The organism is Pseudomonas sp. 300, assembly GCF_055803035.1.
In genome coordinates, this window is record NZ_JAVLRV010000002.1 from 1,932,753 (window position 1) to 1,954,635 (window position 21,883).

14 protein-coding genes are annotated in these 21,883 nt (G+C 59.8%); 7 read left to right on the forward strand and 7 right to left on the reverse strand.

Going from position 1 to position 21,883, the window contains the following annotated elements; translation table 11 throughout:
- Positions 1 to 134 precede the first annotated feature (134 nt).
- From pgm to Q7W83_RS15300, 4 genes are all read right to left on the reverse strand, one after another.
- Positions 135 to 1,781 carry a phosphoglucomutase (alpha-D-glucose-1,6-bisphosphate-dependent) gene (gene pgm, locus Q7W83_RS15285; RefSeq protein WP_473656295.1) on the reverse strand — a complete coding sequence of 549 codons (1,647 nt, stop codon included), beginning with the start codon at positions 1,779 to 1,781 and terminating at the stop codon, positions 135 to 137.
- Positions 1,782 to 1,891: 110 nt separating this feature from the next.
- The gene (locus Q7W83_RS15290; RefSeq protein WP_473656296.1) at positions 1,892 to 3,292 is read right to left on the reverse strand and encodes an aminotransferase-like domain-containing protein; all 1,401 of its coding nucleotides are present in this window, start codon (positions 3,290 to 3,292) and stop codon (positions 1,892 to 1,894) included.
- The gene (locus tag Q7W83_RS15295) at positions 3,289 to 4,779 is read right to left on the reverse strand and encodes a hypothetical protein (RefSeq protein ID WP_473656297.1); all 1,491 of its coding nucleotides are present in this window, start codon (positions 4,777 to 4,779) and stop codon (positions 3,289 to 3,291) included. Before Q7W83_RS15295 ends, Q7W83_RS15290 begins: the two co-directional genes overlap by 4 nt.
- Positions 4,780 to 5,342: 563 nt before the next feature.
- Positions 5,343 to 6,365 carry a zinc-dependent alcohol dehydrogenase family protein gene (locus Q7W83_RS15300; RefSeq protein WP_150629614.1) on the reverse strand — a complete coding sequence of 341 codons (1,023 nt, stop codon included), beginning with the start codon at positions 6,363 to 6,365 and terminating at the stop codon, positions 5,343 to 5,345.
- Positions 6,366 to 6,634: 269 nt separating this feature from the next.
- Between Q7W83_RS15300 and Q7W83_RS15305 the strand changes: the two genes are divergently transcribed.
- From Q7W83_RS15305 to Q7W83_RS15320, 4 genes are all read left to right on the forward strand, one after another.
- Positions 6,635 to 7,552: a LysR family transcriptional regulator gene (locus tag Q7W83_RS15305; RefSeq protein ID WP_150629616.1), complete on the forward strand. Its 918-nt coding sequence runs from the start codon at positions 6,635 to 6,637 to the stop codon at positions 7,550 to 7,552.
- A 310-nt stretch (positions 7,553 to 7,862) separates the two neighbouring features.
- Positions 7,863 to 9,116 carry a multidrug efflux RND transporter periplasmic adaptor subunit MexE gene (gene mexE / locus Q7W83_RS15310; RefSeq protein WP_150629618.1) on the forward strand — a complete coding sequence of 418 codons (1,254 nt, stop codon included), beginning with the start codon at positions 7,863 to 7,865 and terminating at the stop codon, positions 9,114 to 9,116.
- A gap of 16 nt (positions 9,117 to 9,132) precedes the next feature.
- On the forward strand, positions 9,133 to 12,315 hold the full coding sequence (locus Q7W83_RS15315) for an efflux RND transporter permease subunit (RefSeq protein ID WP_150629620.1): 3,183 nt from the start codon (positions 9,133 to 9,135) through the stop codon (positions 12,313 to 12,315).
- Entirely contained in the window at positions 12,312 to 13,733 is a 1,422-nt protein-coding gene (locus Q7W83_RS15320; RefSeq protein WP_150629622.1) for an efflux transporter outer membrane subunit, read from the forward strand. Before Q7W83_RS15315 ends, Q7W83_RS15320 begins: the two co-directional genes overlap by 4 nt.
- A gap of 204 nt (positions 13,734 to 13,937) precedes the next feature.
- Here the strand turns inward: Q7W83_RS15320 and Q7W83_RS15325 are convergent, their stop codons facing one another.
- From Q7W83_RS15325 to Q7W83_RS15335, 3 genes are read right to left on the reverse strand one after another with little or no spacing between them, the layout of a single operon-like run.
- Positions 13,938 to 14,903, reverse strand: coding sequence for an HlyD family secretion protein (locus Q7W83_RS15325; RefSeq protein ID WP_150638979.1), 966 nt, complete (start codon positions 14,901 to 14,903; stop codon positions 13,938 to 13,940).
- A 4-nt stretch (positions 14,904 to 14,907) separates the two neighbouring features.
- Positions 14,908 to 15,108 (reverse strand): DUF1656 domain-containing protein, encoded by a 201-nt coding sequence (locus Q7W83_RS15330; protein WP_008026537.1) that lies wholly within the window; start codon positions 15,106 to 15,108, stop codon positions 14,908 to 14,910.
- Positions 15,098 to 17,245: an FUSC family protein gene (locus tag Q7W83_RS15335; RefSeq protein ID WP_150638980.1), complete on the reverse strand. Its 2,148-nt coding sequence runs from the start codon at positions 17,243 to 17,245 to the stop codon at positions 15,098 to 15,100. Before Q7W83_RS15335 ends, Q7W83_RS15330 begins: the two co-directional genes overlap by 11 nt.
- A gap of 179 nt (positions 17,246 to 17,424) precedes the next feature.
- On the opposite strand from Q7W83_RS15335, the gene Q7W83_RS15340 reads away from it, so the two are divergent.
- The 3 genes from Q7W83_RS15340 (at position 17,425) to Q7W83_RS15350 (ending at position 21,815) form a co-directional block, all read left to right on the forward strand.
- On the forward strand, positions 17,425 to 18,480 hold the full coding sequence (locus Q7W83_RS15340) for a tetratricopeptide repeat protein (RefSeq protein ID WP_150653433.1): 1,056 nt from the start codon (positions 17,425 to 17,427) through the stop codon (positions 18,478 to 18,480).
- Between the two features lie 165 nt (positions 18,481 to 18,645).
- A complete protein-coding gene (locus Q7W83_RS15345) occupies positions 18,646 to 20,148 on the forward strand; it encodes an ATPase domain-containing protein (RefSeq protein WP_150653434.1) in 1,503 nt (500 codons plus the stop codon).
- Positions 20,145 to 21,815, forward strand: coding sequence for a response regulator (locus tag Q7W83_RS15350; protein WP_473656298.1), 1,671 nt, complete (start codon positions 20,145 to 20,147; stop codon positions 21,813 to 21,815). Before Q7W83_RS15345 ends, Q7W83_RS15350 begins: the two co-directional genes overlap by 4 nt.
- Positions 21,816 to 21,883: the final 68 nt, after the last annotated feature.

The window sequence follows — 21,883 nt, forward strand, 5'->3', positions numbered from 1 at the left end:
GGGCGACCGGAAATGGTCGCCCCTTTTTCATAGTTGTTGGTGACTGTGCCGACGCCATCGCGAGCAGGCTCGCTCCCACAGGGGTTTTGTGCATTCCTTGTGGGGAGCTGGCTTGCCAGCGAAGGGGCCCTCTACTATTTCGCAGAAATTGCGCTATCCACCAATGTTTGCGCTTCAGCCACCAACTGCTTCAGATGCTCATCACTGACGAAACTCTCAGCGTAGATCTTGTAGATGTCTTCCGTACCTGACGGACGCGCTGCGAACCAGCCGTTTTCGGTCATGACTTTCAGGCCGCCAATGGCCTGGTCATTACCCGGCGCGTGGCTGAGGATGCTCTGGATCGCTTCGCCCGCAAGCTGGGTCGAGGTGACTTGCTCCGGTGACAACTTGCTCAGCAACGCTTTCTGTTCCGGATTGGCCTTGGCATCGACCCGCACCGAGAACGGTTCACCCAGCTCATCGGTCAACGCGCGATACGCCTGGCTCGGGTCGCGGCCGGTACGGGCAGTCATTTCCGCGGCCAACAGGGCCGGAATCAAACCATCCTTGTCAGTGCTCCAGACGCCGCCATCCCTGCGCAGGAACGAGGCACCGGCGCTTTCTTCGCCGCCAAATCCCAGCGAGCCGTCGAACAGGCCGTCTGCAAACCATTTGAAACCGACTGGCACTTCGTAGAGTCGACGACCCAAGCGCTTGGCCACTCGATCAATCAAGCCACTGCTGACCACGGTTTTACCCACGGCTGCATCGGCGCGCCATTGCGGGCGGTTCTGGAACAGGTAGTCAATGGACACCGCCAGGTAACTGTTCGGCGCTAGCAAACCACCGGACGGCGTCACGATGCCATGGCGATCGTGATCCGGGTCACAGGCGAACGCTACGTCAAAACGCTCTTTGAGGCCGATCAGGCCTTGCATGGCGTGGCTGGACGAGGGGTCCATGCGGATCTGGCCATCCCAGTCGACTGTCATGAAGCGGAAAGTCGGATCGACCTGCTTGTTCACCACGTCGAGGTCCAGCTTGTAATGCTCGGCAATCGCCGACCAGTAACGCACCCCTGCTCCGCCCAGCGGATCGACGCCCAGACGCAATTTGGCGTTGCGGATGGCGTCGAAGTCGATCACGTTGATCAGGTCGGCGACATAGGTGTTGAGGTAATCGTGACGGTGCGTGGTACTGGCTTTCAGCGCCTGCTCGTAGCTGATGCGCTTGACGCCGGCGAGCTTGTTGCTCAACAGCTCGTTGGCCTTGGCTTCGATCCACTTGGTGATGTGGGTATCGGCCGGGCCACCGTTGGTCGGGTTGTATTTGTAGCCACCGCTTTGCGGCGGGTTGTGGGAGGGCGTGATGACGATGCCGTCTGCCAGGCCTGAGGTGCGGCCACGGTTATAACAGAGAATCGCGTGGGAAATGGCCGGTGTGGGGGTGTACTCGTCACCCTCCGCAATCATCACTGTCACGCCGTTCGCGGCCAGTACTTCGAGGGCGCTGGTGCCGGCCGGGGTGGACAGCGCGTGGGTGTCGATGCCGACGAACAGCGGACCATCGATGCCCTGGGCTTCGCGGTACAGGCAGATCGCCTGGCTAATCGCCAGAACATGCCATTCGTTGAAACTCAAGTCGAACGAGCTACCGCGGTGCCCGGACGTGCCGAAAGCGACACGCTGGGTGGAGATCGCAGCATCGGGCTGGCCGGTGTAATAAGCCGTTACCAGTCGCGGGATGTCGACCAACAACTCTGCCGGTGCCGGTTTTCCCGCAAAAGGACTGAGAGTCATGCAAAACCTCTGAATAGAGTGGTTCAGGAATAGGAACGCAGTTTACTGGCAGTTTGACCGCAACGCGATGGGATCGATCCACGAGCGCGAAGGATGTCCGGCGGACGTGCTCAGTCGACCGACTCCAGGCGCAAGGCATCGCCGAGCAGGCTCAGGGCAGCGGCCAGATCATGATCACCGCCAAAGGTATGGCTGAGGCGCAAGTGCTGCGAGTGCAGCCCCTGCAAACTGAACAGCTCGCCCGGCGCAATCACCACCTGATGTTTGAGCAGACGCTGAAACACCCGCCGCACATCGACCTGACGCAGTGAGCGAGCCCAAATCGTTGCGCCACCCTGCGGCTCGACAAAATGCAAGGCATCGCCCAAGCGCTCCTGCAACAGCTGCATCATCTGCACCTTGCGGTCCTTGAGCAATCTGCGCAAAACCTGAAGGTGCTGATCGATCCGCCCATTCCCGTACAAACGGGCGATGGCTTTCTGGCGAATCGGCGACAGACGAAAGGAGCGCAGCAGAAAGTGCCGCTGCAATTCGGCGCTGAAATGCCGTGACAACAGATAGCCGTAAGGCGCTTCCGGACCGATGATCTTTTCGAACGTGGAAAACACGATAAGCCGGTCGGGGTCCAGCAGATCACGAAACCGCAAGCCGCCCGGTTCGAATTCGAGCTCGCCGTAGCAATCGTTTTCCAACACCCAACTGCCATGCCGCTCCAATAGCTGCGCAATGGCGCGCCGGTTGTCGTCAGCCGCGAGGCTGCCTCGCGGCATGTTCAAAGCGGATGACAGCATGACTAACCGCACCGCTCGGGTTTCCAGCAGCTCTTTGAGTTGTTCGACATCCAGACCGCCATCGTTTTGCAGCTGCAACTCGATCACCTGGACGTCGGCGGCCTGGAGCAAGCGCAGAATCGCCCAGTCACACGGAGACTCAAGCACTACGGCGGCGTTTTTGAGGCACAACACGGCGATCAGTATTTCCAGGACGCCGCGCAAGTCGGCGCCAATGTAAACGTCATCGGCGTGCCAACAGCGCACCGGTGTCGTGGTGTAGCGCGCGGCCACGGCGGTGCGCAGTTCCAGTTCCCCGCAGGGTTGCGAAGGCGGTTGAGGCTGGCGCGGATACTGTCGCAGCAGTTCGCGCTCCAGCAGCAATAACGGGCTGTCGAGGGGCTGCAACAATGCCGGCTCATCGGCACTCAAAACCAGCATGCCTGGACATCTGGCACTGAAATAAACGGTTTCGAGCAGGTCATTGCCATGACCGAGCGAGTTGATGGCGGACACTGGCAATGCGTAATAGCCGGATTTGGCGACCGAATACACACGCCCCTCTTTCTCCAGCAACGAATAAGCGTACTGAATCGTCGAAATCGATACGCTCAGACGATCCGCCAACTGCCGCAACGACGGCAGGCGCACGCGCGTGTCATTGACCGGCTCGTTGATCAGGTGCGTCAGGTATCGGTACACCGCCTGATAAGCAAAATCGGTCTCGCGCGGTCCTTTCAATGTCCCACTGACCCTTGACCCGCCATCGAGGCATCATCGCCAAAGTCGGGAGCTTGCGATGACAAATCCGCGCCGCCGGAGTCCGGGGCGGTTTGCATGTCCTCGATCCCCGGTACCGGGCCCATCCGGTAAAGTATGCAGATCAGGCTGACGGGCAACCCGCTGACGTCGACCATCCATTGCAGAATCTGCTCCGGCACCGGATGACCCTGCATTGCCCGGTGCAAGTCAGGCATCGCCACCAGCATGCCGGGATGACACTGGCGCAAAAAGCGCTCAAGGGCAGCGCCGTTTTCGACAAAGGGCGCGAAAAGCAGGCACACCAACTGAGCCTCGGTCAAACCGAGGTCTTTTTGCACCTCGGCCGCGGCCAGCCCCCGCTGTTCAGACTGCCTCGCCGGGTTACCGAAGACCTCCACGGCTTGCTCGCATAAACGCTCCGGGAGCCGCTTGCGGCGCATCATCACCAATGCCCGCTGCAAGTATTCGGCAACACCCGCCTCATAACTGCGACCGTGCACGAAGCACGCTTGCAACCCCCGCACGTGTGCGGATATCGAAAGGCTGACGAATTCGTTGTCGCTGAGCTGAGCTGCCAGTTCGTCAGGTTGAAAGCCGAGAAACTCGGTGAGCAACGGCCAGCGCTCTTCCAGGTTACTGACCAACATATCGTGAATGTCGATGAACGTGGTCCGGCGACACGCCTCAAAGCGCTCGGCCGGTCGCCATGCCGCCTGCCCGAATTCACCATAAAACGCGCGATAGCAATCACTGCCGAGCTCGTCGAGCAAGGCGAACAGCTCATCGAAGCCTGTTTCGACGGGACTGGAGGTTTTGAGCCCGACCTTCGCTGCCGCGCGCTTCAAGCCTTCGAGAAACAGCTTTTGTTGGCGTGGCGTGTCACTGCTGACCAGGGCATCGACGCCGCCGTCCCAGCGAGCGATCTGCCCATAGAACTCTCCAGTCGCCAGATAGCGGTCGTCCCACAGATCGATGGGGCCGTTCCACGTTCGACGATGGCCCACCATCAGCACATTGAGCCGATTGGCTTCGCGACCGGCATCTGAGATCGGCGCCGGATGGCTGAACGGCAACACTTCGCGGTTATCCACCATCAACACTTCGACCCGCGGATCGTCGTAGAGAAACAGCGAGCTGTAGCTGCGATGGATGTTTTCCTGCGCCATCGAGCTGGCACCGTTCATTCGCAGGGAGGCCACGCGCAACTGGAATGTGGCAGGTGCCCGTCCGGCAATACTCAGTTGTGCAGCACGCAGCAGCGCCAGGGTGTAGCAACTGTCCCGCGACCCGGACTGGATCGCCAGCACCTTGTAATCCCCAATGCGCTCCATGCCCCCTGCTGCGACCACCAGGCGCTGAATCATCAGTTGCAATGCCGTGCGTTCGGCCCGCGAGAAAAAACTCAGCACGCGTTGCAGCATTTGTTGGTAGACATAGTTCATCGCTTGGTCATGGATATGGGTCATCTTTATTTACCTGATGCTCGTAAGTTCGGTACTGCATAAACAGCAATATGCATTGCACAGCGGATTAACCGACACCAATGAAGTGCTGGACGTAATTGTCAAATGCTAGCACTTATGCTTTTAGTAATTATTTGAAATAGTTGAACGCCGACGTTGTTCCGGTCGAGGCTGAACGGCGCAAAAGCCCCGTATCACTGGCATCTGGCGACTTCACAGAGAATCCTAGGAAATGTCCGACAGCGTCCCACAGACATGTAGCACAAGAAATAAAGAGAGAAGCCGCACCTGTTTTTTTGACCGCAGCGCAACGACTTACTGTTGGTCGGATATCTATTAACGATGTGCATTTAAACGTATCAGGCTGACACCCAGACATGACTCATTCCTTGAGATGAAAGTAATCATCCAATTATCAAGGCTTAGATGCTGATTAGAAGATACAGATCGAGAGCAAAAACCAGTTCAGTTGCTGAACTGACCCATCGACAGATCGATGAGACGTCTCATGTTTTGCGAGGGGACAATAAAAAAGTCCGTGCAAGCACGGACTTTTTCTGGGGCTGTTACGCAGGTTCAACCTGAAGGGCGACCCGCTCGCGGCATGGGCATTCGTCCATGTAGCGGTGCGCTTCGACAAACTCGGAAAACGGGAAGACCCGAGTCTTGAGCGGCAGCAGCACGCGGTCGGCGGTCAGCTGGTTGATATCGCGCAAGGCCCGTTGCAGCGCAACCTGGTCCTGAACGATGCCAAGCTCCGGCTTGCCGGTGAAGTTGCCGATGCAGTGCACAAAGAACTGGATGTTCTTTTGGAACGCTGCGCAGGCCGGGAACGGCGTCTGGTTACCGCCTTGCAGGCCGTACAACACCAGACTGCCACGTGGCGCAAGCACATCGCCGAGCAGCGACATTTGCGGGCCGCCCAGGCCATCGAATACCACATCGACGCCGCGGTTATCGGTAATCTTGTTGATCCGCATGAGCAGATCTTCTTCCTCGGTGACGATGACCTTCTCGGCACCCAGCGACAGTAAGTATTCACGCTCTTCGGCGGTCTTCGTGGCGGCAATCACCCGAACACCCAAGGCTTTACCCAATTGGACGAAAGAAGGCCCGGCGCAGTGACTGGCGTCGGTAACCAGGGCGAACTGCCCAGGCTTGACCCGTGCCAGGTCGACATAAGCGAAATAGGCAATCAACAGCGGCGTGTAGTGCACCGCCGCTTCGATCGGGCTGAGCACGTCCGGATAACGGGTCAGTGCCGAGCGTGGCAGAACGATTTGCTCACCATAGACGGGATAGTCGTTCGGACTTTCAGCCGGGAAGCTGGCGACTTTGTCACCGACCGCGAGGTCATCGACACCGTCGCCGACCGCCGTCACGACGCCGGACATTTCATGGCCAAGGCCTGAAGGCAAGCGAGCATGGGAGGACGCCAGGTTCTGACGCCAAAGAATGTCGTACCAGCTGATGCCAATCGCCTCGACGCGCACCTGCACTTCGCCCGGCGCAGGGAGAGCGGCCGCATGCTCTTCGCATTTGAGCACCTCGGCTGGACCAAACTTGTGAAAACGGATCGTGCGGGACATCGCAAACCTCGTCAAAGAAACCTCTAATGCCCTGAACTCTATCTGGGCTTTCTACCCAAGACTATCAGTGGCTATTAATAGTCGACATGCCTGTCATTGATTCCGCAGCGACGGCGACATCTTCAAATGCCGTAAGAAACCGAAGCAGCCTTTGTAGGAAAACTGAATTACTCGGTGCAGAGTAGCAGCCTTTCCCCGTAATATTCATGCCGGCCATTGTTCTCATATGGCCGCTCCCGTCAAGCTTGATGACTCTGCCAGGACTCCAGATGAATCGTAATGACCTGCGTCGTGTCGACCTGAACCTGTTGATCGTTTTCGAAACATTGATGCACGAACGCAGTGTGACCCGCGCTGCGGAGAAATTGTTCCTTGGTCAGCCGGCCATCAGTGCGGCGCTCTCGCGCCTGCGCGGGCTGTTCGATGATCCATTATTCGTGCGCACCGGGCGCAGTATGGAACCGTCCGCGCGGGCGGTGGAGATCTTCGCCCTGCTCTCCCCGGCCCTGGACTCGATTTCCACGGCCGTCAGCCGTGCAGCGGAATTCGACCCGGCGACCAGCACGGCGGTGTTCCGCATCGGTCTGTCGGACGATGTCGAGTTCGCTTTGTTGCCGATGCTGCTCAAGCGTCTGCGCGCCGAATCGCCTGGGATTGTGCTGGTGGTGCGGCGGGCCAACTACATCCTGATGCCGAGCTTGCTGGCCTCGGGCGAGATTTCAATCGGCGTCAGCTACACCGCCGACCTGCCGGCCAACGCCAAGCGCAAAGTGCTGCGCCGCAGCATGCCCAAACTCTTGCGCGCCGACACCGTACCGGGACCGCTGAGCCTCGACGACTTCTGCGAACGCCCCCACGCGTTGGTGTCATTTGCCGGCGACCTGAGCGGCTTTATAGATGAAGAACTGGAAAAACTCGGGCGCAAACGTCACGTGGTGCTCGCTGTGCCGCAGTTCAACGGGCTCAGCACACTTATCAGCGGTACGGATATCGTCGCGACGGTGCCGGATTACACGGCTGACGCGTTGACGGCCGCAGGCGGTGTGCGGGCGGAAGATCCGCCGTTGCCGGTGCGCAGCTTTGAGTTGCACATGGCGTGGCGCGGGTCGCAGGACAATGACCCGGGGGAGCGTTGGTTGCGGTCGCGGATTCAGATGTTCTTCGGGGATCCGGACAGTCTGGCTTGAGTTGTTTATAACGGCTTCTGGCGCCTTCGCTGGCAAGCCTGCTCCCACAGGGATTTGTGGCGCTCATCGGATCCCCGTGGGCGCGGGCTTGCCCGCGAAGACTGCGACTCGGTCTCCTGTCCTTTGCACTCCACGCAACACTGAATTGTCATCAATCACATTGATCGCGTTCTAGCCTGAGGCGCATGCTAGAGGGCTTGCTCTGACCTCATATCATTCCGAATGATAGTTACCTTTGCTTCATTCGATTCGTGCGATACCCCCTCGCCGAGCATCATCCGCCCATCTCAATACATTGGCGGATGCATCCATGGAACAGTCATTCAAACATTTGCGCTTCCCGTTGGCCCTCTTGGCCGTAGTGGTGATGAGCGCTTGCGGCAAGGCTCCGGAGTCTGCCGCGACCATGCCTGCGGCGAAAGTCAGCGTCGCCAAGGTGCTGGAACAACCGGTCAATGAGTGGGACGAATTCACCGGGCGCCTCGAAGCGCCGGAAACGGTAGAGATTCGTCCACGGGTCTCCGGTCAGATCGATGACGTGGCCTTCACCGAAGGCGCGCTGGTCAAGAAAGGCGACTTGCTGTTCCAGATCGACCCGCGTCCCTTCCAGGCTGAAGTCCGCCGCCTCGAAGCGCTGGTCGCGCAGTCTCGCGCCAATGCCACCCGTAGCGAAAATGAAGCCCAGCGCGGTGAGCGTCTGCGCATCAGCAACGCGATTTCCGCCGAGCTGGCTGATTCGCGCACCAGCGCTGCACAAGAAGCCCGCGCTGCAGTCGGTGCCCTCCAGGCACAACTGGACCTGGCGAAACTGAACCTGAGCTTCACCCGCGTCACCGCACCGATCAGCGGCCGTGTCAGCCGTGCGGAAATCACCGCGGGTAACCTGGTGACCGCCGACACCACACCGCTGACCAGCGTAGTGTCCACCGACAAGGTCTACGCCTATTTCGACGCTGACGAGCGGGTGTTCCTCAAGTACACCCAACTCGCTCGCCAGGGCAAACGCGGCGCAACCACCCCGGTTTACCTCGGTCTGTCCAACGAAGACGGCAACCCGCATCAGGGCGTGATGAACTTTGTCGACAACCAGGTCAACCCGAAAACCGGCACCATTCGTGGTCGCGCCGTGTTCGACAATACCGACGGCACCTACACCCCAGGCCTGTATGCCCGCCTGAAACTGGTCGGCAGCGGCACCTACTCCGCCGTGCTGATCAACGATGAAGCAGTCGGTACTGACCTCGGTAAAAAGTTCGTGCTGGTGATGGATGCGGACAACAAAACCGCCTACCGCGCAGTTGAACTGGGTCCGAAAATCGAAGGCCTGCGCATCGTGCGCAACGGCCTGAACAAGGATGACACGATCATCGTCAAGGGCCTGCAACGGGTACGTCCCGGTTCGCCAGTCACCCCTGAGGTGATCCCGATGGCCAGCGAACAAACCCTCGCGGCACTCGCACAACAACGACAAGCGCTGGAAGCCAGCAACCTGCCTCAAGTTGCACCTGCCAAGGTCGCGCCGGGTTCGGTTGTGAAACTGGCTGCTGCGACTCCACGCGGTTAAGGGACGACAAACTCCGATGAATTTTTCCCAATTCTTCATTTCACGGCCAATTTTTGCAGCGGTGCTGTCGCTGCTGATCCTGATCGCCGGCGCCATCTCGCTGTTCCAGTTGCCGATCAGCGAATACCCGGAAGTCGTGCCGCCGACCGTTGTGGTCCGCGCGAACTTCCCGGGCGCCAACCCAAAAGTCATCGGTGAAACCGTGGCCGCTCCATTGGAGCAAGCCATCACCGGCGTCGAGAACATGTTGTACATGTCCTCGCAGTCCACCGCTGACGGCAAGATCACCCTGACCATCACTTTTGCGCTGGGCACTGACCTGGACAACGCACAGGTGCAGGTGCAGAACCGCGTGACCCGCACCGAACCGAAGCTTCCAGAAGAAGTGACGCGCATCGGTATCACCGTGGACAAGGCCTCGCCCGACCTGACCATGGTGGTGCACTTGACCTCGCCGGACAAACGCTACGACATGCTCTACCTGTCCAACTACGCCCTGCTCAACATCAAGGATGAGCTGGCGCGCCTGGGCGGTGTCGGGGACGTGCAGCTGTTTGGTATGGGCGACTACTCGTTGCGTGTATGGCTCGATCCGAACAAGACCGCTTCGCGCAATCTGACCGCGACCGACGTCGTAACCGCGATCCGCGAACAAAACCGTCAAGTCGCTGCCGGTGCCTTGGGTGCACCACCCGCGCCGAATGCCACGGCGTTCCAGTTGTCGGTCAACACCCAGGGTCGTCTGGTTTCCGAAGAAGAGTTCGAGAACATCATCATTCGCTCCGGCGACAACGGTGAAATCACCCGCCTGAAAGACATCGCGCGCGTCGAGCTGGGTTCAAGCCAGTACGCCCTGCGCTCCTTGCTGAACAATCAACCGGCGGTGGCGATCCCGATCTTCCAGCGCCCGGGTTCCAACGCGATCGAAATCTCCAACGAAGTTCGCGACAAGATGGCGGAGCTGAAGAAGAGCTTCCCTGAAGGCATGGACTTCAGCATCGTCTATGACCCGACGATCTTCGTGCGCGGCTCCATCGAAGCGGTGGTTCACACGCTCTTCGAAGCACTGATCCTCGTGGTGCTGGTGGTGATCCTGTTCCTGCAAACCTGGCGTGCCTCGATCATTCCGTTGGTGGCGGTGCCGGTTTCGCTGATCGGTACGTTTGCGGTGATGCATTTGTTCGGCTTCTCGCTGAACGCCTTATCACTGTTCGGATTGGTACTGGCCATCGGTATCGTGGTGGACGACGCCATCGTGGTGGTGGAGAACGTGGAAAGGCACATCGAGCTGGGAGAAACGCCCGTAGAAGCCACCAAGAAAGCCATGCGAGAGGTGACCGGCCCGATCATCGCGACGGCGCTGGTGCTGTGTGCGGTATTTATCCCGGCGGCGTTCATTTCCGGTCTCACCGGCCAGTTCTACAAACAGTTTGCCCTGACCATTGCCATCTCGACCGTGATCTCGGCGTTCAACTCGCTGACACTGTCCCCTGCCCTGGCCGCCGTGCTGCTCAAGAGCCACCATGCGCCGAAAGATCGCTTTACCAAAGTGCTTGATAAACTATTGGGCGGCTGGCTGTTCCGTCCGTTCAACCGGTTCTTCGAACGCGCCAGTCATGGCTATGTCGGCACCGTAGCCCGGGTTATCCGCAGCAGCGGTATTGCCTTGCTGTTGTACGCAGGCTTGATGGTGCTGACCTTCTTCGGTTTCTCCAGCACCCCCACCGGTTTCGTACCCGGCCAAGACAAGCAATACCTGGTGGCCTTCGCGCAATTGCCGGATGCTTCCAGCCTGGACCGCACCGAAGACGTGATCAAACGCATGTCCGACCTGGCCTTGAAACAGCCTGGCGTGGAAAGCGCGGTAGCGTTCCCGGGCCTGTCGATCAACGGATTCACCAACAGCCCGAACGCCGGCATCGTGTTCGTGACCCTGAAACCGTTCGACGAGCGTAAAGACCCGAGCATGTCCGCCGGTGCGATTGCCGGTGCATTGAACGGCCAGTTCGCCGGGATTCAGGAAGCCTACATGGCGATCTTCCCGCCGCCGCCGGTACAAGGCCTGGGCACCATCGGTGGTTTCCGCTTGCAGATCGAAGACCGGGGCAACCTGGGCTACGACGAGCTGTACAAAGAAACCATGAACATCATCACCAAGAGCCACAACGTGCCGGAACTGGCCGCCCTGTTCACCAGCTACACGGTGAACGTGCCGCAAGTCGATGCCGCCATCGACCGGGAAAAAGCCAAGACTCACGGCGTGGCCGTCAGCGACATCTTCGACACCCTGCAGATCTACCTGGGTTCGCTGTATGCCAACGACTTCAACCGCTTTGGTCGTACCTACCAGGTCAACGTTCAGGCTGAACAGCAGTTCCGCCTCGAGCCGGACCAGATCGGTCAGCTGAAAGTGCGCAACAACAAAGGCGAGATGATCCCGCTGGCGACCTTCATCAAGGTCAGCGACACCTCGGGCCCGGACCGCGTGATGCACTACAACGGCTTCATCACCGCTGAAATCAACGGTGCGGCAGCCCCCGGCTACAGCTCCGGCCAGGCTCAAGCGGCCATCGAGAAACTGCTCAAGGAAGAACTTCCGAACGGCATGACCTACGAATGGACTGACCTGACCTACCAGCAGATTCTGTCCGGCAACACCGCGCTGTTCGTGTTCCCGCTCTGCGTATTGCTGGCGTTCCTGGTACTCGCGGCGCAGTACGAAAGCTGGAGCCTGCCACTGGCGGTGATCCTGATCGTACCGATGACCCTGCTGTCGGCCATCATCGGTGTGATTGCTTCGGGAGGCGACAACAACATCTTCACCCAGATCGGCTTGATCGTACTGGTGGGACTTGCGTGCAAGAACGCGATTCTGATCGTCGAGTTCGCCAAGGACAAACAGCAGGACGAAGGCATGAGCCCGCTGGCTGCGGTGCTCGAAGCGTGCCGCCTGCGTCTGCGGCCGATCCTGATGACCTCCTTCGCGTTCATCATGGGTGTGGTGCCACTGGTGTTCTCCAGCGGTGCCGGTGCCGAAATGCGTCACGCCATGGGTGTGGCGGTGTTCTCCGGGATGCTCGGGGTGACGTTCTTCGGTCTGTTGCTGACACCGGTGTTCTACGTGTTGATTCGTAATTTCGTGGAGCGCGGCGAGAAGCGCAAAGCGGCCAAGGCCCTGAAACTGGAGGCGCAACAATGAGCCTGAAAGCCTTCCTGCCGAGCCTGCTGGTACTGGCCCTGAGTGCTTGTGCCGTCGGCCCGGACTACAAGACCCCGGCCACCGAACCGGCGAACATCACCACCGCCACCGATGGCGCTGCCGGTCAGAAAAACTACGACCGCTCGCGTTTCGAGGGCATCTGGTGGCAGCAGTTCGAAGACCCGACCCTCAACCAGTTGGTGACACAATCCCTGCAAGGCAACCGCGATTTGCGCGTCGCCTTCGCGCGCTGGAAAGCGGCCCGGGCGATTCGTGATGACGCCAGCAATGACGCCATGCCGACCATCACCAGCCGCGCCAGCAGTGATCTGGGCAAAGGCCAGATTCCGGGCCAGACCACCAAACGGGTCAATAGCGAACGCTATGACCTGGGTCTGGACATGGCCTGGGAACTGGACCTGTTTGGTCGCATCCAGCGCAACCTGGAATCCAGCGACGCCGAACAGCAAGCGGCCGAAGCCGATCTGTACCAACTGCAAGTCAGCATGATTGCCGAACTGGTGGACGCCTACGGTCAACTGCGCGGTGCGCAACTGCGGGAAAAAATTGCCCTGGCCAACCTGAACAACCAGCAGGAATCGCGCAAGATCACCGAAAGCCTACGTGATGCCGGCGTCGGCGATCAGCTTGATGTGGTCCGCGCCGATGCGCGTCTGGCGTCTGTCGAAGCCAGCGTGCCGCAGTTGCAGGCCGAGCAGGTCCGGCAGAAAAACCGTATCGCCACCCTGCTGGGTGAACGTCCGGACAAACTGACCGTCGACTTGAGCCCGAAAGACTTGCCGGCGATTGCCAAAGCGCTGCCGATCGGTGATCCGGGCGAACTGCTGCAACGTCGTCCGGACATTCTCAGCGCCGAACGCAAACTGGCTTCAGCCACGGCGCGTATCGGCGTGGCCAAGGCGGATCTGTTTCCAAGGGTCAGCCTCAGTGGCTTCCTCGGCTTTACTGCCGGGCGAGGTTCGCAGATCGGTTCCTCGGCGGCCAACGCCTGGGCGCTGGGCCCGAGCATCACCTGGGCAGCGTTTGACCTGGGCAGTGTTCGAGCCCGCTTGCGCGGTGCCGACGCAGATGCCGAAGGCGCTCTGGCGACTTACGAGCAACAAGTGCTGCTGGCGCTGGAAGAGTCGGAAAACGCCTTCAGTGATTACGGCAAACGCCAGCAACGTCTGATTTCGCTGATTCGCCAGAGTGAATCCAGCCGTGCGGCCGCTGACCTGGCGGAAATTCGCTACCGCGAAGGGTCGTCGGACTTCCTCGTCCTGCTCGATGCCCAGCGCGAACGTTTGGCGGCAGAAGACACTCAGGCCCAGGCCGAAGTCGATCTGTATCGCGGCATTGTCGCGATTTACAAGGCCCTTGGTGGCGGTTGGCAACCAGAGACGGTCGCCAGCAAGTAACGCGTCAATTGCTTCTTTGGTTGGCCGCAACCAACCGATTTTTTGCCCCGCGCCTCATTCGGTCGCGGGGCTTTTTTTTGTCTGCACGATGAGTGAAATTACTAGAGTCCCCTGTGGGAGCGGGCTTGCCGCGATGACGGTCGCACATTCAACAACGTGGTGACTGATCCACCGCTATCGCGGGCAAGCCCGTTCCCACAGTGATTAGCGGTGATCTTCGGTAGTGCGGTTTTCCTCAATGGTCACAGTGGCCGTTGTCCCCGCCCGCAGTGTGTCTTTGCCGGCATAGTCGGGGTCAATCCTGATCCGCACCGGCACCCGTTGCGCCAGTTTGACCCAGGTGTAACTGGGGTTGATGTTGGCCAGCAGGCGGCCACCGGGCAAGTTCTCGCGGTCGGCGATGGCGAAAGCAATACTTTGTACCGCGCCACCGAACGTTTCACCGCTCATCAATTCGATCCTGACCCGATCACCCTCCCCGATTCTCGGCAACTTGGTTTCTTCGAAATAGCCGCTGACATAGAACGAACCGCTGTCCACCAACGCCAACAACGCGCCACCGGCCGCGGCATAGTCGCCCTGCCGGGTCAGCAGATTGGTGACGTAACCGCTGACGGGCGCTTCGACCCGGGTACGCTGCAGATCCAGCTCAGCCTGGGTCAATGCCGCGAGGGCCAATTGCACATTGGCCTGCGCCAGCCCCAGGTTGGCCTGGTTACGCAGCAACTCGGCCTGCGCTACCGCCACCTCGGTACTGGACTTTTCCCATTCTTCGCCAGAAATCGCAAAGCGTTGCTTGAGCGTGCGCCGTCGGCGCTCTTCACTTTGGCGTTGGCGCAGCAGCGCTTCGCTGGCGACAATCGTTGCTTCGGATTGACCGAGGCTAGCCTTCGAAACCTCCACCGAACGCTTGGCATGTTCCACTGCGAGAACGTAGCGAGCCGGGTCGATCTCCAGCAGTAACTGGCCCTTGTCGACATGCTGATTGTCCTGAACCCCCAGCGCGACAATGCGACCCGAGACATCGGCAGACAATGTCACCACATCAGCCCGCACCCGCGCATCGCGAGTCCAGGGTGCGCGGGTGTAATGCTCCCAGGCGAACCAGCCGAGCACAAAGGCCAGCACCACCACCGCTACTGTTGCGAGCCGGGCAAGGATCTTCTTCAAGGCATCAAGCTCCCATCACCAGAATCAGCGTTGCGCAAACACAGGCGTACAACGCCCCCTCAAACAAGGCTTCGTGCCAGACGAACCGCAATACACCAAGGCGGCGCAGGGTCCAATCCAGCAGCAAAAAAATCGGCAGGGCCAGCAACAGCGCCTGCGCAATCGGCGGCAAATAGACGCCCCCTACTTCCAGGTCAATGGGCAAGGACGGGATCTCCTTCCTGTTCAGCGGGTTGAAACCAGGCGCGATATCGCTCCAGAAACGACACCACAATCAATAACGCCACGCGCATCCTGAAGACCGACCACAAGTGTTCATGAACGTCCAGATGCAAGTCGTCCATTTCATCACCCAGGACTCGCAGGTTTTCCAGCAACCGTTCAAGGTCGATCCCGGGGCGCCCGGCAATCAGTCGCCCGGTCTCACGGACTGCCGCCAGCAAACGGTTCAATTGATCGGTACTCAGCAACGCGTTGCTTTGCCCCTGTTGCCTGAGCTGATTCAACGCCACGCCCAGTGCCATGCACCCGAGGCTGACTTCAAACAGGTCTCTGGAATGCTTGTCAGTGGTGGCCGGCAACAGGCCCAACATCATGGTCAGGCTATCGACCATGCGGCTTTCAAAGGCAAATTGTTGTTCGTCGGTGGCCGGGGTCTTCAGCAAAGCGTAGACCTGCTCGCAGTTCTCTTTGAACAGTCGACGTATCCGCAACACGGGCCGGAACGGGAATATCAAGGCGTACACACTTAGTGCCAGTGCGGCGGCACTGATATAGGCCCCGGCAAACTCGAACCACTGAATCGCCGTGTTTTGCCCGATGCCGACGTTTTGCGGGCCCAGCAACAGCATCGTCGTCAATCCGAGGCCAATCCCGGTGCCCGTGGTTGGCGGGCTGGACAACCCCACCGCAACGGCATACAGCAACGGCGCGAGCAGCAAGGCCAGCAGTTCGAAGCCGCTGATCATCGGAATCAGCAAGAACAGGTAGAGCGCTGACACCACCAGCGCCAGACCCAACCCCCTGGCAAAGCTTTGGCTGGCGAGTAATGGCCGGGGAAAAGTCGCCATCAGCGAACAGAGAATCCCCACCACAATCATCCCGCCCCGGGCCCCGTCCCAACCGGTCTCGATCCAGATGAACCCGGCGACCACCAAGGCAGTAAAGGCGCGGATCGCATTCATTGCCGCCAGCGTGAAATCCAGATGCAACGGATTGTCTTGTCCGCGAAAGACGCAGCTGGCCGCACGTTCGTCCTGAATGGCATCGCTCAGCTCGAGCATCTGCCCCAGTTGCTCCAACATCCGGGCCTGTTCCCAGCGCAGTGCCCAGGCCAGGGAGCGCAACGTGGCAGGCATCGTCTCGGTGAGTTGTTCAGCCTTGTAGGCCTGATCATCGAAACGCTGTTGCAGCGCCGCGAAATGGTGCCGCGCCTCGCTCGACAGCGAGCGCCCTTGAAGGGCCAGTTGATCGAGGAAGGCCAGCTCTTCAGCGCGCAACAGCTGAATTTCCTCGGGTAGAGCTCCTTGCCAACGCTCGGTCAGCAGTTCTCGCTGGTGACGCAGCGCCGTCAGCCGCGAGGTGAGCAGCACGAGCTGGTTGCCCAGTAACTGCACGAGGCCATTGGCACTGCGCAACCGTGGCGCGTCGAAATACAAATGCCGACGCACGCCTTCAAGAGCGCTGATCTCCCCCAACAGTTGCATCTGTCGGCGGTGGAAGTCAGCCTCGTTTTCTTCAGTGCGAATGACCGCAGCGGCATGGGTAGCCAGCAGCTTGATGACTTGATCGATTTTGGCGAAATAGTCCCGGGCCACGGTTTCCGGGCGCGCGGTGAGCAGGCTGACCACACATACGCAGGCCACCGCCAACAAGGTTTCGGTGACGCGGGTCACGGCCAGCAGGAACGTGCCGTCCTGATCAGGCACGGCCAGCAGCGCCACGACCACCGCCGTGTAGCCGCTCAAGACAAATGCCTGGGAACTGGTGTAACGCAACAAGGTGCCGCCAGCGGTACACAACGCCAGCCACAAGGCCAGGGTAACGATGAAAGGCAACGGCGCCTGGGGAAAGATCGCCATGATCAACACCGCGACCACGGCCCCGAGTGTGGTACCGACGACTTGGCCGAAGCTGCGAGCCAGGGCCATTCCGCCCAATGGTTGACTGACGATGACCACCGCCATGATCGACCACTTGGGCTGGTCGAGGTCGAACAGGAACGCCAGGTACAGCGTCAACAGCCCGGCTGCAATGGTTCTCAAGGCGAACAACACCACCGCCGGCCCAGGGTTGAGTATTGCCTTGAAGTATTGAAGCAGTGGTTGCATGGGCGTGCTCATCGAGTTCTCTCCAGCAAGCGTAGTCACTGCTTCGGTGGCTCGACAGGGTTTCAGTATCGACAGGACTTGTAGGAAAAATACTGTCAATCCGCTGCGCAATGGCCTCAGGGTTTGACTCACAGCCCGGCCTGACCGAAGCTGGCGACCTTGCAAAAGCTTGCCAGCTCCCGGATTCCTGCATGCCCCAGTCCCGCCGTTACCTGATCATCAGCCTCTGCACCTTGTTTGCCATCGGCCTTGCGTGGTTTTTCCTGCGCAGCACTGCGCCCGTGGTGCCGGAAGCGATCAAGCGCGGTTACAGCGAAGCGCTGAACCAGGCGCGGACGGGGCAACCGGGCGCAGCGCGGGTTTTGTATCAGCAGTTGGGCCGCCCTGACATTTCCCCCAAGCGCCGCGTCTGGCTGCATGCCGAACTGCCCAATTATCCGAGCACTGTTGCCCTGAAACTGGCGGACGCAGACCTGCAGCATCCGGCCGTCGAGGTGCGCATCGCTGCGATCAAAAGCATCAGCGGTTTAGTCCCGAGCGGGCAACGCAGCCTGCTGCTGGGGCCGCTGCTCGATGACAGCGAACAACACGTGCGGTTCGCCGCGGTGAACGCGTTGCTGGGACTGTCGCCGGACGACCTTGGGTTGTATTTCGGACCGTTGCAGCAGGCGATCGACGCGTGGGAGCAAGTGCTCACCAGTGCGCCAGACAGCGCGGACAACCAGTTCCAGCTGGCCCGACTGCATCTGCATAACGGCGAATTCAAGGCGGCGCAACAGGCGTTGGAGAACACCTTGCGCCTTGCTCCTGACAATCTGCCGGCACTGGTGATGCAGATCGAGGTGCTGGACAAACTAGGCCAAAACGAAGCCGCCCGGCTGCTACTGGCCAAACAGTTGAAGGCTCAGCCCGATTCCGCTTACCTGCAACATGCCCTGGGGCTCTGGTTGCTGCATCACGGACAGAGCGAATTCGCCCTGCTCGGCCTGTCCAAAGCCGTGGAGCTGGAACCGGACAATAAGGATTACCGCTACGACCTCGCCACCACGCTGCACGACGAACAAGAGCTGGAAGCGGCGCAGAAGCAGTTGCAGGAAATCGTCCAGCGCCACCCGGCCGACCGTAAGGCACGGGTGTTGTTGATCAACTATTGGAAAGAAAGCGGGCAGCTGCAAAACGTGCAGATTCTGTTGGCGCAACTCGAACAGCTCAATCCGGACGACCCGGCGTTACAGCAAGGGCTTTAAATCATTATTGACCTGGCGGCCGCTATCGCTGGCACGCGGGCTCCTGCAAAGTCAGGTGTAACAAAAGGTTGAACCGTCGTCTCGGCCAACGGTCAAGTGATCAGGCAGTCCATTCAGGTATTCAGACCTGCTGCCTCGCTTCCCCTAGTCATGAGAGGGCATTTTTTGTCTACATCTAACGAGTTGTTCAGTGCAAAAGCCGCCACCGGCATCGAAGGTCTGGATGACATCCTGGCCGGTGGACTGTCCCGCGGCCACGTGTTTTTGCTGGAGGGTGAACCCGGAACCGGCAAAACCACCGTCGCTTTGCATTTTCTGTTGGCCGGTGCCAGAGCCGGCGAACGCTCGTTGTACATCACCCTGTCCGAAACCGAGCGCGAGCTGCGCCAAGGGGCGCGCTCCCATGGCTGGGAGCTGGATGACAACATCCACATTTTTGAGCTGACCCCGCCGGAAAGCCTGCTCAATGCCGAGCATCAGCAGAGCCTTCTGTACTCCTCGGACCTTGAACTGGGTGAAGCCACCAAGCAGATTTTCGAAGTGGTCGAACGGGTCAAACCCACTCGTGTGGTGCTCGACAGCCTTTCCGAAATTCGCCTGCTGGCCCAAAGCTCATTGCGCTATCGCCGCCAGATCCTCGCGATTAAACACTACTTCGTGCGCTATGACGCCACCGTGGTGCTGCTGGACGACCTGACCACCGAATCCCTCGACAAAACCGTGCACAGCGTTGCCCACGGCGTAATTCGCCTTGAGGAGCTGACCCCCAACTATGGCGCCGAACGCCGGCGCATCCGCGTGGTGAAGTACCGCGGCCAGAAATACCGCGGCGGTTTCCATGACTTCACCATCATGGGTGACGGCGTCCACGTCTTTCCGCGCCTGGTGGCCGCCGAACATCGTGGCAAGTACGTGCGCACGCAACTCACCAGTGGCATCAAGGAAATGGATGCCCTGCTCGGCGGCGGCATCGAGACCGGTTCCAGCACCTTGATCCTCGGCCCGGCCGGTACCGGCAAATCACTGATCTCGATGATTTTCGCCGCTGCCGCCGTGGCTCGGGGAGAAAAAGCCGCGCTGTTCATCTTCGATGAAGACCTCGGCCTGCTGTTTGAACGCATGAACAACATGGGCATCGACCTCAAGGCCCTGCAAGACACCGGCAACCTGCTGATCGAGCAAGTGGATGCGGCGGAATTGTCCCCCGGCGAGTTTTCCCACCGGGTTCGGCGTTGCGTCGATGTGCGCAATATCAAGACCGTGGTCATCGACAGCATCAACGGCTATCAGGCGGCGATGCCCGAAGAAAACGCCCTCGTGCTGCACATGCATGAATTGCTGCTGTACCTCAACCGCCAGGGCGCTGCGACTTTCATGACCGTCGCCCAGCACGGTCTGGTCGGCGACATGCAGGCCCCGGTGGACATCACCTACCTGGCGGATACCGTCATCCTGCTGCGCTACTTCGAAGCACTGGGCAAGGTTCGCCGGGCCATTTCGATCATCAAGAAACGTACGGGCAGCCATGAATCGACCATTCGCGAATACCGCATCAGCGGACACGGCATGACCATCGGCGAACCGCTGGACGCTTTCCAGGGTGTGTTGCGCGGCGTGCCAACTTACCTGGGTGCGAGCAATCCGTTGCTCGGGGACCCGTTCCCATGACGGTCATGCAAGCTACGTCCGAGCGCGCGATCATTCTCGCGCCGCTGGGACGTGACGGCCAGATTGCCCTGATGATGCTCAACGAAGCCGGTTACGACGGTGTCATTACCCGGGATCTGATCGGCCTGTGCGCCGAGCTGGAGCAAGGCGCCGGGTTGCTGCTGATCTCCTCCGAGGCCTTGCTGGGCGGCGATATCGAACCGTTGGTCGGACTGATTGAACAACAGCCGTCGTGGTCCGATCTGCCGATTGTTCTGATGACCTACCATGGCGGCCCGGAACAGAACCCTGCCTCGCGCTTCGGCCCGCAACTGGGCAATGTCACCTTCCTTGAGCGCCCTTTTCATCCGGTGACGTTGATCAGCCTGGTGACCACCGCGCTGCGCGGCCGACGACGACAGTATGACGCCAGGGATCGGCTGATCGATCTGAGTCAAAGCGAACTGCGCCTGCAAACCACCCTCGAAACCCTGGAACAGCAGGTCGAGGAACGCACCACACAGTTGCGCCACAACGAAGAAGCCCTGCGCCAATCGCAAAAAATGGAGGCGGTCGGTCAACTCACCGGCGGCATTGCCCACGACTTCAACAACATGTTGACCGGGATCATCGGCAGCCTGGAACTGTTGCGCCGACGCCTGGCGCGTGGACGCACTGAAGACCTCGACAGCCTGATCGATCTTGGCGTGACGTCGGCCAACCGTGCGGCGGGGCTGACCCACCGTCTGCTGGCGTTCTCGCGGCGTCAGTCGCTGGACTCCAAACCCGTGGAGATGAACACCCTCGTGGTGTCCATGGGCGAGCTGTTGCAGCGCAGCATCAATGAGAGCATTCAACTGGACATGCAGTTGAGCGAGCAGTTGTGGGTGGCCGAGGCAGATCCCAATCAACTGGAGAGTGCCCTGCTCAATCTGGTGATCAACGCGCGGGATGCCATGCCTGATGGCGGAAAACTTGTCGTCAGAACCGGCAATCAATACTTGGACAGCGATTTCACCGAAGCCCACAACACCCTGAAACCCGGTGATTACGTGGTGCTTAGCGTTACCGACAACGGTTGCGGCATGCCGCAAAGCACCATCAACCGCGCGTTCGACCCGTTTTTCACCACCAAGCCAATCGGCCAGGGCACGGGCCTTGGGTTGTCGATGATCTACGGTTTCAGCAAACAATCGCGCGGGCATGTCGCCATTCAAAGTGAAGTGGATGTAGGCACCACCGTCAGTCTGTTTCTGCCACGCTTTGGTGGTGAGCTGCCCGAGGCCCCGCCGATAGACGTCCAGCATGCGCTGTTCGCGCAAAACGGCGAAACGGTGCTGATCGTCGAGGATGATCCGGCTGTGCGGGTGCTGGTGAGTACGGTGCTGAGTGACCTGGGTTACGCCTTCGTCGAGGCCGGTGACGCCGACAGCGCGGTGCCGATTCTCGACTCCGGGCAGCGTATCGACCTGATGATCAGCGACGTCGGGTTACCAGGCATGAATGGCCGGCAACTGGCAGAAATCGGCCGCCAGTACCGGCCCGACCTCAAAGTGTTGTTCATCACCGGCTATGCGGAACACGCGGCAGTGCGCGGTGGTTTCCTTGATCCGGGCATGCAGATGATCACCAAGCCGTTTACCTTCGACCTGTTGACGGCGAAGGTGCGGGAGATGATCCGAATCTGAAGATCGCCCCTGCAGGAGCCAGCTGCTGGCGATAGCGGCCGCAAGATCGACGCAAACCTCAGGGGCCT

Bases quoted from the DNA above. Each gene is read 5' to 3' on its own strand.
- Q7W83_RS15320 (WP_150629622.1), top strand. From the start codon at position 12,312: ATGAGCCTGAAAGCCTTCCTGCCGAGCCTGCTGGTACTGGCCCTGAGT.
- Q7W83_RS15300 (WP_150629614.1), bottom strand. From the start codon at position 6,365: ATGTCCCGCACGATCCGTTTTCACAAGTTTGGTCCAGCCGAGGTGCTC.
- Q7W83_RS15350 (WP_473656298.1), top strand. From the start codon at position 20,145: ATGACGGTCATGCAAGCTACGTCCGAGCGCGCGATCATTCTCGCGCCG.
- mexE (WP_150629618.1), top strand. From the start codon at position 7,863: ATGGAACAGTCATTCAAACATTTGCGCTTCCCGTTGGCCCTCTTGGCC.
- Q7W83_RS15295 (WP_473656297.1), bottom strand. From the start codon at position 4,779: ATGACCCATATCCATGACCAAGCGATGAACTATGTCTACCAACAAATG.
- Q7W83_RS15305 (WP_150629616.1), top strand. From the start codon at position 6,635: ATGAATCGTAATGACCTGCGTCGTGTCGACCTGAACCTGTTGATCGTT.
- pgm (WP_473656295.1), bottom strand. From the start codon at position 1,781: ATGACTCTCAGTCCTTTTGCGGGAAAACCGGCACCGGCAGAGTTGTTG.
- Q7W83_RS15340 (WP_150653433.1), top strand. From the start codon at position 17,425: ATGCCCCAGTCCCGCCGTTACCTGATCATCAGCCTCTGCACCTTGTTT.
- Q7W83_RS15335 (WP_150638980.1), bottom strand. From the start codon at position 17,245: ATGAGCACGCCCATGCAACCACTGCTTCAATACTTCAAGGCAATACTC.
- Q7W83_RS15315 (WP_150629620.1), top strand. From the start codon at position 9,133: ATGAATTTTTCCCAATTCTTCATTTCACGGCCAATTTTTGCAGCGGTG.